Raw genomic sequence first — 16273 nt, 5'->3', positions numbered from 1 at the left:
ATATATACAAATATGAAAAGAGCACTGCTGGTACTGATAACGCTAATATCACTGACTACGGGCCGCGTTGCCGCACAACCTGCAACGGACGGCGGCCAGGTCCTCAAAACACTGAAACAAGACCATCCGCGGCTCCTCCTATTAAAAGGGGAAGAGAAGGTTCTTTTGGGGCAAATCCGGAAATACCCGCAGTGGCAGACCGTACACAAGCTGATCACCGACGATTGCGACCGCCTGCTCGATACGGCGCCGGTTGAACGCATCAAGATCGGCAAACGCCTGCTCGACAAATCCAGGGAATGCCTCCGGCGGGTATTCATGCTCTCGTACGCCTACCGCACCACCGGCGAGCAAAAGTACCTGGCGAGGGCCGAGAAGGAGCTGCTCGCCGTGGCGGCATTCGAAGATTGGAACCCTACCCATTTCCTGGATGTGGCCGAAATGACCATGGCCGTCGCCATCGGCTACGACTGGCTGTTTGATAAACTGAGCGATCAGACGCGCGCACGCCTCCGGGAGGCGATAGTAGCAAAGGGCATTCAGCCGTCTATGGACAAAACCTACAACTGGTTTTTATCGGCAGAGCATAACTGGAACCAGGTTTGCAATGCCGGAATCACCTTCGGGGCACTGGCGATCGCCGAACACGAGCCCGCCATGGCCGCACAGATCGTTAACCGGGCGGTTGGTTCCGTGCCCAAAGCCATGCTCCATTCCTACCAGCCCGACGGTGCCTATCCCGAGGGTTTCAGCTATTGGGGCTATGGGACGAGTTTCAATGTTTTATTGATCTCCGCATTGCAAAAGGCGCTGGGAACAGACTTCGGCCTAGCCGAATCCAATGGCTTTTTAAAGACCGGCGCATTCATGCAAAACCTCGTGGGACCGACAGGCCTCGCCCACAACTGGGGCGATAGCGGCTTGAAGGAGGGGCTTACCCCTGCCCTGTTCTGGTTTGCGCAACGAACTCAGGACCCTTCCCTGCTCTGGGGACAGAAGGCATTGCTGTCCGCACCGGCGCAGACGGAAGTTAAAAACCGCATTCTGCCCGCATTGCTGATCTGGGGCACGCAAACCGAGCTTTCCGCCGTGCAAGCGCCCGCAAGGAAGTTCTGGGCTGGCCAGGGACCTTCGCCCGTGGCATTAATGCGTAGCTCCTGGGAGAAACCCGATGCGGTGTTTGTGGGTGTGAAAACAGGTTCGCCGTCGGTAAACCACGCGCATATGGACGTGGGCTCTTTCGTAATGGACGCGCTGGGTGAACGCTGGGCTATGGATTTTGGCATGCAGGATTACAATTCCCTCGAATCCAAAGGGGTGGACTTGTGGAACCGGTCACAGGATTCGCAGCGGTGGCAGGTGTTCCGGCTGAATAATTTCGCACACAATGTGATTTCATTGAATGGGCAGTTGACCAATGCAAAAGGTTACGCGAAGATTGAAGGCGTCTCCGAATCCGGGCAAAACATGATGGCTACCACCAATCTCTCGGAAATGTACCAGGATCAGGCCAAAGCGGTCAGCCGCGGGCTCGGCATCATCGACCAGCGGTATGTGGTAGTGCGGGACGAGATCGAATGCGGCCCGAAAGAAGCCACTATGCGCTGGAATATGCTAACCGCCGCCGAGGTGAAGGTGGTCGATGGTAAAACCGTGGAGCTTTCGCAGAATGGTAAAAAAATGCTGTTGATTTTCGATACGCAAACGCCTATTAGTATCCGCACATGGCCTACTACGCCGGAGCATGACTACGACGCCCCTAATCCGGGAACCGTATTCGTAGGTTTCGAAGCGACATTACCTGCCGGCAGCCGACATAGTTTTACCACCTATTTATCGCCGTCGAGCAATGTAACGCCCGCTAAACCATTGGCTGAATGGCCTGTGAAACCATTGAAATAAATAGATTTACCAATTTGATACACTAAAACTCCCAGCGGTAGCTTAGCACGGGAATCAGCCCCAGCTGCTTTTGCCGTACGATCTTCCGCTGAAAAGCGTCGTAGTAGCTGAACGCCTCGTTTTTCGTGCCGGATACATTCTGCAAATCGAGCGCGAGGGTAGTGCTGTATTTACTTCGGCTTGTTTTGAGGTAAATGCGCAGGTCCGGGCGAAAGTAGTCTTTTAATTTTAGCGCAAACGGGTCGCCCGATTGGTAAACAGTCTGCTGACTGGCCTTCGACGCTTCCAGGTCAATGGGCGTTTCGCGGAAGCCTCCGAGCCAGAGTATTTTGGTATTAATGCCCCAAAGGCGCTGCGTGCCGGATTTGAACTCTTTTCCTCCGGTAAAACTGAATGTATGCCTGCCGTCGAAGCGCCCCTTTTTGTGCTCGCCGTTCAGCACGTAGGTCGCGCTGTACAATGAGCCGGAAACCATCATGTAAAAATCGTGGCTCAGCAGCTTCTGGTAGGTGGCTTCCAGGCCGTAGTTGCGGCCTTTGCCATGATTCGTCAAAGGCTCGTCGACCCTGGTTTCGATAAAATTCAATGCAGAAAAACCTGCCCCGTCGACTGGTACATCGAAATGCTCCTGCCAGTAGGCTTCAATTTTAAGGCTGTTGTTATTACTAAAATCACGCTGGTAGCTGGCTACAAAATGATGTACTCTGGCAGGGCCAAGGTCGGGATTCCCGGAAAAATTCGTCGTAGCATAATTGGCTGCGTAAAGCTGGCTGAGCGGCAACTGGCTTTGCAGGCCGTAGGAAAGGCTAACCCGCTGCTTTTCCCCCAGCTGCCAGCGCAATGCAGCCCGCGGTTCGAGCGTGCGATGCGTGCGGGCGCTTACCAGGTCCACTTTGCTAATGGAGGCACTCAGTCCCAGCTCGCCTACAACACCGGGAGCGATCGGAACCGTCCATTCGGCAAAGGGCTGGAAGAGCTTCGATTTGATCTCCTCATAAAGATACAGCGGCGCCAGGCGATCGTATTGAAACGTGATATAACCTCCGACTTTCAGCTTCCCGCCACCGGCAAACCGGTAGTTGAAAATCATATTACCGGTCACTTTGGTCTTCGACAGCGAATCGTCTTCGATCGGATATGCGTATTCGGGCGTGTTGGTCCCGCCTTTGTAGAATGCACGCGAGGTTTGCAGGCCCGACATCACAAATGCAGTGTTCAGCACGGCGCGGCGGCCGATAGGGAGTGCATGCGTAACGCCCGCAGCTCCCATTTTGTTTTTGTAAATAATGTTGTGCGAATCTTTGTAAAACTCCCATTTGGTAGAGTCTGCCTCGGCCTTGAAAGTGTTGCTGCTAACCCCTCCCAGCCCGAATACCGTGAAACTTCCGGCTTTTTTTGTGGGAAAATTCAGATTAAACGAAAGGTCCTGGAAACGAATGTCCTCGCCTCCGAAATTGACGCCCATTGCGCCCAGCAAACCAGTGAATGAATAGCGGTAATTGACCAGGTAGGATGCTTTCGATTTTTTCGAAATCGGCCCTTCGGCAGCAATATCCAAACCGATCAAACCTGCCTGCGCCGTGAACTCGTGGCGTTCGTCGTTACCTTTTCTCAGGCGCATGTCCATCACGCCCGCAACCGCATTGCCGTATTGCGCAGGGAATGCACCGTTCAGGAAATACGATGTCGCCAGCAATTGCGTGCTCAGGATATTCACTCCACCGCCGGCAGATGTCGGGCGGTCGCTGAATGTACCTGCATTCGACAAGTGGCTAGGGTTCACGATTTCCACGCCTTCAAGCCTCCATTGCATGCTATTGGGCGAATTTCCACGGATTACAAGTCCATTGGCCTGGTCATTTGCGGCCGCTACACCTGCGAACGAGGTCGCTACCCGGGCGGGATCGAGGTAGGTAGCCGCATAGCGCAGGGTTTGCTCGGCGGTGATGGCCTGCACGCTGTTGAATGCCGGCGGCCTGCTGCCCGATACGGTCGCTTCCTGCAATTGGCGTCCGGCAGTGCTAAGGCGCACGTCCTGTATATTTTCCTTACCCGATTCGAGCAGGATTTCGGAGATCACTGCGGTTTGGTAGCCTACAAACGACACTTTCAAAACATGCCGTCCTACTGCGATGCTTTCGAAGCGGAACAGTCCCGCCTCGTCGGTGACGCCGCCTTTGTCATCGAGCTCAACGGTTGCCCCGGCAAGCGGCAGGCCGGTGTCGGCGTCCTTCACGCTACCGCGGACAACGGACGTGAACTCCTGTGCGCAAACAATACTCGTGGAAAGCAGAAGCAGTAAAAGTGTACGGATCATGGGATTGGTTATGCGATATTCAAAACTACCAGTTACAAAAATAGGCCGAATCGTTGCACCGGGTATTTTTATTTTTCAATTTTAATTCTACATTTGTAGAGCACAATGTATTCTTGTAGAACAAAGCACCTTTATCATGTCACTCACCAAAGCCGAAGAACAACTCATGGAATACCTCTGGCAGAAGGAAAAGGTTTTTATGAAAGACCTGATCGAATGCTTTCCAGACCCGAAACCGGCCACTACGACCGTGGCAACGTTGCTGAAAAGAATGCAGGACAAAGGTTTCGTCGCCTACACGCTCTATGGCAATTCCCGCGAATACTACCCGCTCGTTGAGAAGAAGGATTACTTTTCGAAGCATGTGAATGGTATTATCAAAAACTTCTTCAATGATTCGGTGGCGCAGTTCGGGTCGTTCTTCGCGCGCGACACGAGCATGAGCACGAAGGAATTGGAGGAATTACGGAGCATCATCGACGAAGAAATCAAACGCAAGCAAAATGGTTAGCTATCTCATCAAATCCATCGTATGCTCCGGGCTGTTGCTCGTGGCGTACCATTTCCTGCTCGAACGCGAGAAAATGCTGCGGTTCAACCGGTTTTACCTGCTCGCGGCAATGGCATTTTCATTGCTGCTTCCGTTGATAACCATCGAAATGCCTTCACAAGTGGTGGAAGAAGCGGTGACGGATAACCCGGTAATGCAACCGTTCGTCAGCGCGGCGGCGGCAGACCACGCGCCGCAACCCATTCCTGTGCAAGAGCGCAATGCCCTGCCTGCTTACCTGCCCGGGTTGCTTTACGGACTGGTTGCGGCCGCGTTGCTGCTTCGAACGGGTTTTCAAATGCTGGTCATTATCCGGTCGAAGTCGGGTCGCCGGATCGTCTCTTTCAACCATGCGAAACTCGTACTAATGCCGGACGAAACCTCTACTTACAGCTTTTTCAATTTCATTTTCATACCCCAAAAAGCATTCGATAACCGGGACATTCCAAACGAAATTCTCACGCACGAGCTCGCCCATGCGAGGCAAATGCATTCGCTGGACATACTCTTCACTGAATTACTGATCGCATTGTGGTGGTTCAACCCGCTGCTGCTGCTCTACCGTCGTGCCATCCGGCTAAACCACGAGTACCTGGCCGACGATGCGGTATTGGCAGGCCCCACAGAGGTACAACAATATCAGCTTCTACTCCTCGACACCCTGCTCGCACAGCGCACGACCGCGCTCGCCAGCTCCTTTAATTATCCGTTCACCAAAAAACGACTAGCCATGATGACTACGAACATTAACCTGCGCATTCAATTGATCAAAAAGGCGTTCATCGCATTGCTGCTGCCGGTGCTGGCTTTTGCTGTTGCCGAAAAAACCTATTCGCAACAACCTGCATCCAAAACTACGCCCAAGACCGAAAGGAAAGCGGATAATGCTTCGGGTAATGAGGCCGTTTCGGAGGAGGAAATGAAGGATTTCTTTGCTACCATCGAGAAATATACCAGATATGTCAAGAATAAAAATGGTCGTACGGACCCGATGGTAGAAATGAGCCCGGCGCTTGAAAACCAGCTTTACGCGGTCTACGAACGCATGAGCGATATGCAAAAACAGCAATTAAGAACCAAGGAAATCACCGTGTTCAGAATGAGCATTCCGGTTAAAAAGGCCCCTACCCCTGAAATGTTCGAGAACTGGAAACGCACAGATATATTCGGAATATGGCTGAATGAGAAGCACGTGCCAAACTCCGAATTAAACAAATACAAATATTCCGACATTGCCGAATACGATCTGAGCAAACTCTACGGTGCCGCGCTGAAAGGCAGGAGCTACAAATACCAGCTCGGCATTCTAACGAACGAATATTTCGACAAAACCTACGACGAACGTGTCAATAATCGTGTCATTATCACCCGAGTGGGCTGGCTAACTCCGAAAGAAGCACCGAAAAAAGGAAAATAATCGCCCACGTCATAGGGGAAACCGATTGCTGGGTTGTCAGGAACAAAACGAACACTCAATTTAACTGACAACAATTATGAAAAAACTGGCTTCCTTTCTGGCCTTTCTGCTGTTTGTGGCGACGGCCTGCGATAACGAAAAAGTAGTGGACGAAACCAAGTTGCCGGTCAATGCACAGGATTACATCGAAGCCCATTTCCCGGATGCGCGCATATCGCAGGTAGTACGCGACCGCGACGATCTCGAAACCAGTTACGACGTGATCCTGGATAACCAGGTCAAACTCGAATTTGACAAAAAAGGCGATTGTTACAGCATTGAAAGCCGCCACAACGAGAAGCTGCCCGATACGGTAATTCCGCTGAAAGTGCTGGAATATGTGCAGGAGCATTATCCCGACGCTTTCATTACCGATTGGGAAAAAGACCGGACCGACCAGGAGGTGCGCCTGTCGAACAACAAAGAGCTGGTGTTCAACCTCGCGGGCACTTTCCTACGTATTGATGACTAGATAGATGTATATTGAATTGAAAAAGCAGGGCGCCTTGCCCTGCTTTTTTTATGTCCCGGCAGTGCTATTTGTCGTACTTTTGCCGCTCGCAGCATTGACTCCCGACTATGAAAGTTGAAGATATAGAATCGTTTTTCAAGGATTTACAAGACCGCATTTGCGCAGCCATCGAAACCACCGACGGCGGCGCTACATTTCATGAAGACCTCTGGCAGCACCATTCGGGCGGTGGCGGCCGCACGCGGCTGATCCAGAACGGCGCGGTGATCGAGAAGGGCGGCGTGAATTTTTCGAGCGTAAAAGGCGAAGTACATCCCCGGTTGCGCGCTCAGATGAACCTGTCGGAAGACGCAAGTCCGCAGTTCACGGCCACGGGCGTGTCCATCGTGATGCACCCGCGCAACCCGCATGTGCCTATCATACACATGAACGTGCGCTATTTCGAGCTCGACAATGGTACCTGCTGGTTTGGCGGCGGCATCGACCTCACGCCGCATTATGTGGTGGAAGAGGACGCTCGCGCATTCCACCAGGCATTGAAAGCTGCCTGCGAGAAGCACCATCCCGAGTTTTACCCGAAATTCAAAACCTGGGCCGACGACTATTTCTTCATCCAGCACCGCAACGAAACCCGCGGCATCGGCGGCATTTTCTTCGATTACCTCAAACCCGATGAGCCCGGAAATGGCCAGGGGCTGTCCAAAACGGAGCTTTTCGAATTTGTCAAAGAGGTAGGGGAAACCTTTGCGCCTGTTTACACGGCGTTGATGCGGAAATATGCGGATAGGCCATTTACGGAAGATCAAAAACAATGGCAATACCTGCGCCGTGGACGCTACGTGGAATTCAATCTGGTGTGGGACCGCGGCACGAAGTTCGGGCTGGAAACCAATGGCCGTACCGAGTCGATTTTGATGAGCTTGCCGCCCCAGGCTAATTGGGAATACAATTTTATACCCGAACCGGGTTCTGCGGAAGCGGAAACCTTAGGCTGGCTCCGCAAGGGCGTGGCCTGGTAACTCCCAGGCTACCGCTTTCCGATAGTATAAATGCCCGTTTTCGACGGTCAGCGGGGATTCGAAGTTGTTGGTATAAAGCTGGCCGGTACCCAATCCCTGCGGCAGCGGGTTATTGAATTTGGCCGTGTATTGCGCAATGGCGTTCAATCCTATGTTGGATTCCAATGCGGAGGTGATCCACCAGCCGATATGCAGCCGGTTAGCGATTTCGATCCATTCACTTGTGGCTGTGAAACCGCCTAACAATGTAGGTTTGAGAATAATAAACGGAGGCGCCAGCTTTTTGAGCAATGCAAACTTGTCGCGGTAACTGGTAATGCCGATCAGTTCTTCATCCAAAGCAACAGGCACCGGTGACGAAGCGCAGAGATCGGCCATGAGCTCGTGCTGCCCCGCTTTCACAGGCTGCTCGATCGAATGCAGGTCGAATGCGCTCAGCCTGGCCAGTCGCTCTTTTGCATTATCGGCTGTAAATGCGCCGTTGGCATCGACTCTCAATGTAATGGTGTCCTTATCAAACTTTTCCCGCACGGCTTGCAGAATCCGGCATTCCTGCTCGAAATCGATCGCCCCTACTTTCATTTTGAGCGTAGTAAACCCTTGCGAAAGCTTCTCCTCCACCTGCGCCAGCATGTTTTCATAAGAACCCATCCAGATCAGTCCGTTCATCAGAATACCTTCGCCGTTATCGGAAAAGCCGTTTTTGAAAAGCATTCGCTGACCACCATTCATGATATCGAGCAATGCCATTTCCACACCCGCACGAATGGACGGCAGGTTTTCGGGAATGAGTTGTTCGAGGATAATGCCCAGGTTGAACGGAAAAACGTCCAGGTCGAGCTCGTTGAAAATGTTGCAGACATCCGCCAGTTGTGCCTCGAAATCCGGGATATCGTCGACGCTCAGACCGGGTAGCGGCCCGCATTCACCATAACCTGCGACACCGGGTTTCTCGGAGTCGGTGACGATGACGATCCAGGATGTTTTTTGTGTAAGTACCCCGCGAGAGGTGCCCGCTTCCTTGCGAAAATGAAGCGTATGTGGCTTATACACAATTTTTAACGGCATGATTTTGCGGTGTCAGATTTTAAAAGGGGCACAATATTAGACAAAATTTACGTAATTATGCACCAGGATGAAAGAGCTGCCCTGGATAAAAAATGCATTCCTGCCCCTCTCGTGGATTTACGGTGCCATCACCGACGTTCGCAACTTCCTGTTCGACAAAGGCATTCTCCATGCTCAGAAAGTACCCCAAAAAGTCATCGTTGTAGGCAACCTCACCGTCGGCGGAACCGGCAAAACACCCGTCATCGAATACCTTACCCGTTTATTTTCAGAACAAATAACCACCGCGATCCTCAGCCGGGGTTACGGGCGGGAGACAAAAGGCTTTATCGAAGCGGATAGTAGCGCCACAGCCGCGACGATCGGCGACGAGCCATTTCAGTTTTATACCAAATTCAGCCCAGATACGATTGTTGCCGTTTGCGAAAAACGGGTGGACGGTGCCTTGAAAATCCATGAGAACCATCCGGATGTAAAACTGCTGCTGCTCGACGACGCCTTTCAGCACCGTGCCATCCGCCGCGACATTAATATCCTGCTGAACGACTACAACAGGCCATTTTACGAAGACCACCCCTTTCCTGCCGGCATACTGCGAGAACGGCGCCACGGGGCGAAGCGCGCCGACGCGGTGATCGTCACCAAATGCCCCGCAGCGCTTGGTATTCAGGAAAAAGAGCGCATTATCGAAAATATCCGACACTACACGCGCCCCGGTGTGCCGGTTTTCTTCGCGACCACGCGCTACGACCTCCCGCGCTCGTACGAGGGCGCGCCTGTTCAGTTAAAGAATGTTAAAATGGCGGCGGGGATCGCAAATCCGTTGCCTTTCGCCGCATATTTGACCACTCGGTTCGTCGTTACAGACCAGAAGGTTTTTCCGGATCATCACAATTACACGCCAAGTGACGTCGAAGACCTGATTAAGAACCTAAAAAACGATACTTTTGTGGTCACGACTGAAAAGGATATGGTCAAATTAAAACCGTTGGTTGTCTCAAAAGGCTGCGCAGGACGCTTTGCGTATATTCCGGTTTCCGTGGATTTCGGGGATGAGGAGCAGGCTTTTGTACAATGGGTCACATCACAGACCGGCGACCGGTTTTAAAAACGGCAGAACGAGTTTCCCCCTTATGAGAATTGTTTTATATAGCTTCCTGTGTGTTTTATGCAGCTTCATCCTAACCATACCGACAGCCAGCGGCCAGGTGAAGCTTCCGGCCGGTGTACGGATGCCGGGCGGTGGCGGAAGCGGAGGAGGCGGTGCGCGCGGCGGCGCAGGCGGAGGCCAGTCCATTCTCGATGATAGCACCAAGAACGTCTACGGCCCCACGACGACCCGCCATTTTTACGAGCACGACATTCTGAATAACCGCGATTCGGTAAGGTACATCGTCGACACCAGCCTGACGAACTTCCATCGCTGGATGCCCGTGGACAGGGCCTGGGGCAAGCTGGTGGACCTCGGCAATAACGTTACCGCAACGCGCAACCTGTTTTTCCAGCCGCGCGAAGACATTGGTACGCAGCTCGGTCTGCGGGTTTACGATGCTTATGCGATCAAACAAGAGGATGTGGCTTATGTGGATACCAAATCGCAGCATACCGAGCTGGATTTTATGGCGGGCCCGAAAAAGGCTTCGCTCGGAACATTTGCCTACACTCAAAACGTGCATTCGCGGTTCAATTTCGGGATGCGGGCTACGCGGCTGACGTCCAACAAAGTATATGGTTTTGCCAATTCCATCGCCTCGGATGCATTGCTCGGGCGTAACTGGACTTTCCTGGCGCACACCAGCTTTTTTTCCAAAAACAAAAAGTACCTCATCCTCGCGCATTACCGGCATTTGAACATGAAGGTGGCCGAACAGGGTGGCGTGATACCGAATGTGGACGATGCGGGCGTAGTAGAAAAGTATTCCTATGACGGCGCGGCCAAAATCAGCGACAATGCCAATTCCTGGGAACGCCGCCATGTATTCCACGTTTACCAGCAATACCGGCTGCTGAATGGCTTCCAGGTTTTCCAGCAGGCCGATTTACAAAGTACCATCGATCATTACACCGATCTGCAACTGGCGCGCGGCATTGAAAAAGGCATTTATCCCAAAGCCAAATTCGATACGACGCAGACCCGGCAGGACATTTATTACAAGCTGCTCGATAACAAAGTCGGTATCAAAGGCTTTTACGAAGGTTTCAACTACCGGGCTTATGTGCGGCAGCGGTTTTACGGCATGCGCGGCGGGGCGCAGTCCCCGAACGAAACGGGCCAGCCTTTCGCCACTTACCGCACCGGCCTGAAATTCGATAATATCATCGGTGCATGGCTGGGTTATTATTTGAAAGACTCGGTTCAATACCTTACCGCCGAAGCCGATCTCAACCTCGCTAAAAACGTAGAGTACCGCCTCAAAGCCGAGCTGAACACCAAATGGGGAAAAGCCGGGTTTCAAAGCATTCAGACGGCCCCCGACCTGCTCGTGCAGCGCTATTTGAACAACCATTTTGACTGGCGAAACAATTTCGACCCTACCAAGGTGCAGACCATCTACGCATCGCTGGTGTTGAAGACCAAAAAGATCGAGTTTGTGCCGGAAGCGCAGATCCACCAGATCAACGACTACATTTATTATGATACCGCCGCGGTGCCGCGCCAGCTCAATTCCGGTTTCAGGCTGCTGCGGCTTGGCTTCAATTCGGGCATTCACCTCAACCGCTGGAACTTCACGACGATGGCTTACCTCACGCTGAACGACAACAAGGATGTGATCCGCATCCCGACCGTGTTTGCAAGCGGGGAAGTTACGTTTGATTTTGTGTATGCCAAAGTGCTATTCTTCCAGATCGGCCTCGCGGCGCGTTACCGCTCGTCGTACCTGGCGGATGCCTATATGCCTATTACGCAACAGTTTCATTTACAAAACAATACACGACTGGATGAAAATGTGGTTGTGGACGGCTTTGGCAATGTGCGGATCAAACGCGTGAGGTTATTCTTTAAAATGTCTTACCTTAACCAGGGCGGCAACTTCGGCCTTTTCCCGAAAGGTTATTATGTAACGCCCGATTACCTGGGTCTGGCAAGGTCGTTTTCATTCGGGATCAACTGGCCGCTGTTCGACTAGGAGAACAAACTTTTGAACCAATATGGCTACATCACTCACGACGCTCGGGCTGGAACTCCCGACCGATCCCCGCTGGACAGATATTGCCTCGATGCAGATCGGCGACATCCTGATAGACCACGCCTATTGCGAGCAGAAAGCCGCTTCGAGCTGCATTTCGCTCATTGTACATTATCCTGCCAAAGCATTGCTCGTAGAAACCCTGACGCCCATCGTAGCCGAAGAATGGGGGCATTTTCAAAGGGTTTTGAAGGAGTTGAAGAAAAGAAATATCCCGCTTGGCCGCCAGCGAAAAGATGAGTACGTAAACCAGCTGATGCAGCTCATTACCAAAGGCGATACCAACAAAATGTTCCTCGACCGGCTGCTGATCTGCGGGCTGATAGAGGCGCGGAGCTGCGAGCGTTTCAAGCTGCTTTCGGAAAACCTGGAAGACGAGTCGCTGCAAAAGTTTTACAGAGAACTCATGATCTCGGAAGCCGGGCATTACCGCACGTTTCTCGAACTGGCCGAAACTTACGAGCCTGCGGAAAAGGTAAGGGCACGCTGGAAAGAACTTCTGCACGCCGAAGCCGGAATCATGCATTCGCTATCCCCGCGCGGCGACCGCATTCATTGACATAACCTGCATTTACACCCGCATTCGCAATGCCTTCATTCCTCAACCTCGTCGCCAAACGCATTCTGGCCAACCATACCTCGCTCGACCACGTGCAAATAGTGGTACCGACGCGGCGGGCCGCGTTTTTCCTGATGCAGGAACTGGCGGGCGAAACCACTGAGCCGCTCATGAGTCCGGGTATCATGGCGATTGATGATTTTGTAGAGAGTTTTTGCAGCCTTGAAATCGAAGACCCGGTGCATTTGCTGTTCGATTTGTATGAAACATTCCGCGAAATCGATCCGGACTTGCAGTTCGACCGTTTCATGGGCTGGGCATCGGTACTGCTGAGTGATCTGGATAAAATCGATCAGTACCTGGTCAAAACCGATTTCCTGTTCGAATACCTCTCTGAGGCGCACGCGCTCTCGCGCTGGCAGGAGAGTTTGCCGGAGGGTAAATCACTGCAAGGCGAAGGCGGTTCGAAGCAGTATTTTTCTCTTTTTGAGAATATCAATAAGGTATATCAATCTTTCCGGCAGCGCTTGCTCGCCAAAGGCAAGGCCTACCGCGGAATGGCCTACCGCGAGCTGGCCGAGGACATTAGTAACCTGACAGAAGGCCGCCCGGAAAACGAACGGATCTATTTCGCGGGTTTTAATGCATTTACCGCCTCGGAGCGGACGATTGTGACCGCGCTGATCAAAGCCAAAAAGGCAGAGGCATTCTGGGATTCGGACCGGTACTATATGTCGGAAAACACGGTGGTGGAAGCCGGCAAGAGCCTGCGCGAGTACCAGCGCAGCAAAGAGTTCGGAGAATGGAACTGGACGGGCGACGATCTGCTTTCAACCGAAAAACACATTACTATTTACGGCGTGCCCAATGCAACCCTGCAAACCAAGGTCGCGGGCGAGCTCTACCAGCGCATGAAGCGCTTCGACCCGGATGATGCGCCTATCCCTACCGCCATTGTCCTGGCCGATGAGAACCTGCTGCTTCCCATGCTCTACTCGCTCGACCAGGAAGTGCGCGATTTGAATGTGACCATGGGCCTTTCCATGCGCAATTCGCTGTTGTACACGCTGGTAGACGGCATTTTCGAGTTGCAGCAGAATGTGGTGGAGTTCAGGACGAGGAGCGGCAAGACGATCCGCATCCCGAAATTCGGGCACAAATCCATTGATAAAATCCTGAACCACCCGTTTGTAAGGCATTACGAGCATGTGGCGCTCACGCCGCTCGAAGACGGGCAGACGATCATCCAGCGCACGCTCCGCGAGATCACCGAAGGCAATCAGGTGTTCCTCAGTTCGGAAGAGCTGATCGCATTGGGCGACAGTCATCCATTGTTCCAAATCCTGTTCACGCGCTGGCAGAAAAACAATGCACAGCAGGTGATCCGCTCGTTTTACCAGCTGATCGAGCTGTTGCGGGAGGTTTATAAGGATTACAAGAATGCGCTGGAAACCGAATATCTCTATCTTTTTTACACATTACTGAAACAATTCGAGCAGACGATCGAGGAACGGGCGGAGCTGATCACATTGCGGACGCTGAAATCGTTCATGTTCGAGCTGATCCGCCAGACGCGCATTCCTTTCAGCGGGGAGCCGATCAGCAACCTGCAAATCATGGGCATGCTCGAAACGCGGGCACTGGATTTCGAGCGGATTATTATATTATCGGTCAATGAAGGCACTATCCCCCAGGCGAAGCGCCAGAACTCGCTGATCCCGTTCGATGCCGCGCAGGCCGTAGGCTTACCGACGCATCAGCACCAGGAAGCGGTAATGTCGTACCACTTTTACCGGCTGCTGCAACGCGCTTCGGAAGTACATATCCTTTATACCAGCACCAACGACGCACCCGGCGGGGGCGAGAAAAGCCGTTTTCTAAGGCAGATCGAATACGAACTGACCGAATACAACCCGCTGATCCGTATCGAGAACAAAACCGTCGTTTTCGAAGCGCAGCAACAGCAGGAACTGGAAGAGGTGGTGCATAAGGACGACGCCCTTATTGCCGCCATCCGCGCCTACCTCGACGGCAAGGGCATTTACCCGACGCATTTGAACGAGTTTATCCGCTGCTCCATGCAGTTTTACCTCAAACACATTGCCGGGGTAAAGGAAAAAGAGGAAGTGGAGGAAGAGCTCGGGATGGACAAGATTGGCACCTGGCTGCACGCCTCGCTGGAACGCCTCGATCTCGAATTTTTCCTGCTCGACAACGACCCGTCCGAAGAGCAGATCACGACCGTGCTCCGCGAGGAGTTCGACCGGCTTTTCAAAGGTTACGTGACCGACCTCGGCCTTAACCGCATTTATTACCAGATCGGCGAGCAGCAGATTCTCACGTTTCTTCGCCACCATATGGCCCAGCAGCCTCGCCGGGCGATCCTCGCGGCCGAGCAGCCGCTGCACACGCGCATTCAGCTCGTGTTGCAAGGCGCATATACGCCTGTACGCCTGGGCGGGAAGATCGACCGCATCGAGCTCGGCGGCGATGGTACATTGTATGTAATGGATTACAAAACCGGCAGCGTGGAGCTGACCGGCAAACAAAAACTGGCTGATCCCGTAGCGCGCGAAGAGGTGATCCGTTTCGATCCCGACCGGAAAATGGGTTACGTGCGGCAGCTCTGGATTTACGAGTACCTGATGTACCGCCGGATGAAGGAAGAAAACGGGCTGAATCTGCGTGGTATGACCTACAATTTCGGCGATTACGCAGTCAAATCGGGCTTTTACTCCTTCCGCGATCCGAAGAACCTGATTGCTAATCCACTGGAACTGACCGAGCAGCTGGCACCGCAAGAGTTCATCGAAAAATCGGAAGTGATACTGACCGACATCCTCAATGTAATGCTCGATCCCGACGTTCCGTTTCGCAAAACCGACGATCTGACGACCTGCAAATTCTGCGACTTCACCGGCATTTGCGGACGCTGATTTGCCGCGTGAAAAATACCCGCAAACCCTTGCAACCATTGCGTAAACAAAGCGATCTCTTTTAAAAAAATCGTTTACGGTATGATCGTTGTAGCAAAATTTTCCCTCTTCATTGTGTGGCTGATGGCCTTTGCGGTGACCTGCCTGGTGATAGGCATTACGTTCCCGGTGCTTGTCTTGTTGGACAAGTCTCAAATGCTTTTTAAAGAAGTATCCTTATAATACCAGAATAGAAGTGCCTCTCAAAAAATAAAGGCGGGTGAGTGATCTCATCCGCCTTTTTGCTGCATTGGAAATACTGTTATTTCTTCTTGAATTCGAGGTACTGTTCCACATTCGCGGCGCCTGCGCTCGATTCCGAAAATTTGAGCGTGATGTTGATCTGCGGCACCCCGCTTCCGTTCACGACCCTGGAACCAATGCCGCTAAGGCGCACATTCAACGCACCGCCGACGTTCTGGGTCACATCCACCTTCTCGTTGATTTCGAAGGTATCCTGCGCCGTTGCTTTCACAGCCACGAGCGGAAACTCCTGGGTAACATCGAATGTCGAGCCAGGCACGCTCACTTTTGAATTTTTGGTATACTTGATGTTCAGCTGGTTCTTCACCTCGGTGGTAACTTCCCACTTGTGATTGCTCGAAACCCCTGCTTCTACCGTAGTGGTTTCATACACGCCTACCAGGTCCTTCGCATAATCCACTTCCGGTTCCGGGTCTTTCTTGTCGTCTTTGCAAGCGCCCATCAGAACTACCAGACAGCAAAAAATCAGCTTTTTCATACTTCAATTTTAAGAGTAAACAATT

13 protein-coding genes are annotated in these 16273 nt (G+C 52.4%); 10 read left to right on the top strand and 3 right to left on the bottom strand.

Annotation, left to right across the window (positions count from 1 at the left end; genetic code table 11):
* Window positions 1-12: 12 nt before the first annotated feature.
* The gene (locus tag BLQ88_RS06140; RefSeq protein WP_090147657.1) at window positions 13-1902 is read left to right on the top strand and encodes a heparinase II/III domain-containing protein; all 1890 of its coding nucleotides are present in this window, start codon (window positions 13-15) and stop codon (window positions 1900-1902) included.
* 22 nt (window positions 1903-1924) lie between these two features.
* Here BLQ88_RS06140 and BLQ88_RS06135 read toward each other — a convergent pair whose 3' ends face one another.
* Window positions 1925-4219, bottom strand: a complete 2295-nt coding sequence (locus tag BLQ88_RS06135; protein ID WP_090147656.1) for a TonB-dependent receptor — start codon at window positions 4217-4219, stop codon at window positions 1925-1927.
* Between the two features lie 136 nt (window positions 4220-4355).
* Between BLQ88_RS06135 and BLQ88_RS06130 the strand changes: the two genes are divergently transcribed.
* From BLQ88_RS06130 to hemF, 4 genes are all read left to right on the top strand, one after another.
* Entirely contained in the window at window positions 4356-4730 is a 375-nt protein-coding gene (locus tag BLQ88_RS06130) for a BlaI/MecI/CopY family transcriptional regulator (RefSeq protein ID WP_090147654.1), read from the top strand.
* Complete coding sequence (locus tag BLQ88_RS06125; protein ID WP_090147653.1) at window positions 4723-6186, top strand: M56 family metallopeptidase; 1464 nt, start codon at window positions 4723-4725, stop codon at window positions 6184-6186. The genes BLQ88_RS06130 and BLQ88_RS06125 overlap by 8 nt, the downstream gene beginning before the upstream one ends.
* Window positions 6187-6262: 76 nt before the next feature.
* A complete protein-coding gene (locus tag BLQ88_RS06120; protein WP_090147652.1) occupies window positions 6263-6697 on the top strand; it encodes a PepSY-like domain-containing protein in 435 nt (144 codons plus the stop codon).
* A gap of 107 nt (window positions 6698-6804) precedes the next feature.
* Complete coding sequence (hemF, locus tag BLQ88_RS06115; protein ID WP_090147650.1) at window positions 6805-7716, top strand: oxygen-dependent coproporphyrinogen oxidase; 912 nt, start codon at window positions 6805-6807, stop codon at window positions 7714-7716.
* On the opposite strand, the gene BLQ88_RS06110 is transcribed toward hemF, so the two are convergent.
* The gene (locus BLQ88_RS06110; protein WP_090147642.1) at window positions 7684-8784 is read right to left on the bottom strand and encodes an o-succinylbenzoate synthase; all 1101 of its coding nucleotides are present in this window, start codon (window positions 8782-8784) and stop codon (window positions 7684-7686) included. The two genes, hemF and BLQ88_RS06110, sit on opposite strands and share 33 nt — an antisense overlap.
* A 67-nt stretch (window positions 8785-8851) precedes the next feature.
* Between BLQ88_RS06110 and lpxK the strand changes: the two genes are divergently transcribed.
* The 5 genes from lpxK (at window position 8852) to BLQ88_RS36690 (ending at window position 15689) form a co-directional block, all read left to right on the top strand.
* On the top strand, window positions 8852-9892 hold the full coding sequence (gene lpxK / locus BLQ88_RS06105) for a tetraacyldisaccharide 4'-kinase (protein ID WP_090147641.1): 1041 nt from the start codon (window positions 8852-8854) through the stop codon (window positions 9890-9892).
* 25 nt (window positions 9893-9917) lie between these two features.
* A complete protein-coding gene (locus tag BLQ88_RS06100) occupies window positions 9918-11912 on the top strand; it encodes a putative porin (protein WP_090147639.1) in 1995 nt (664 codons plus the stop codon).
* A 22-nt stretch (window positions 11913-11934) separates the two neighbouring features.
* A complete protein-coding gene (locus BLQ88_RS06095; RefSeq protein WP_090147638.1) occupies window positions 11935-12531 on the top strand; it encodes a MiaE family protein in 597 nt (198 codons plus the stop codon).
* 29 nt (window positions 12532-12560) lie between these two features.
* On the top strand, window positions 12561-15467 hold the full coding sequence (locus BLQ88_RS06090; protein ID WP_090147636.1) for a PD-(D/E)XK nuclease family protein: 2907 nt from the start codon (window positions 12561-12563) through the stop codon (window positions 15465-15467).
* 81 nt (window positions 15468-15548) lie between these two features.
* The gene (locus tag BLQ88_RS36690) at window positions 15549-15689 is read left to right on the top strand and encodes a hypothetical protein (RefSeq protein WP_176884912.1); all 141 of its coding nucleotides are present in this window, start codon (window positions 15549-15551) and stop codon (window positions 15687-15689) included.
* A gap of 79 nt (window positions 15690-15768) precedes the next feature.
* On the opposite strand, the gene BLQ88_RS06085 is transcribed toward BLQ88_RS36690, so the two are convergent.
* Window positions 15769-16248 carry a hypothetical protein gene (locus BLQ88_RS06085; RefSeq protein ID WP_176884910.1) on the bottom strand — a complete coding sequence of 160 codons (480 nt, stop codon included), beginning with the start codon at window positions 16246-16248 and terminating at the stop codon, window positions 15769-15771.
* Between the last annotated feature and the right edge of the window lie 25 nt (window positions 16249-16273).

This window comes from Dyadobacter soli (assembly GCF_900101885.1).
Taxonomy (GTDB): Bacteria; Bacteroidota; Bacteroidia; order Cytophagales; family Spirosomataceae; genus Dyadobacter; species Dyadobacter soli.
This window is presented reverse-complemented; position numbering and strand designations above follow the sequence as displayed.